Annotated in this window: 1 rRNA gene; it reads left to right on the top strand. The window is 52.9% G+C overall.

Annotation, left to right across the window (positions count from 1 at the left end):
* Positions 1-297, top strand: a 16S ribosomal RNA gene (locus M3636_RS30005); the annotation flags it as partial.

Here is a 297-nt window from a genome sequence, read left to right as displayed (position 1 = left end):
AAGCATTCCGCCTGGGGAGTACGGTCGCAAGACTGAAACTCAAAGGAATTGACGGGGACCCGCACAAGCAGTGGAGTATGTGGTTTAATTCGAAGCAACGCGAAGAACCTTACCAGGTCTTGACATCCCTCTGACCGGTACAGAGATGTATCTTTCCTTCGGGACAGAGGAGACAGGTGGTGCATGGTTGTCGTCAGCTCGTGTCGTGAGATGTTGGGTTAAGTCCCGCAACGAGCGCAACCCTTATATTTAGTTGCCAGCACTTCGGGTGGGCACTCTAGATAGACTGCCGGTGAC

Source organism: Paenibacillus sp. MER 99-2, assembly GCF_023714095.1.
Classification (GTDB): Bacteria; Bacillota; Bacilli; order Paenibacillales; family Paenibacillaceae; genus Paenibacillus.
The sequence above is the reverse complement of the archived record's forward strand: the minus strand, read 5'-3'. Positions and strand labels throughout refer to the sequence as shown.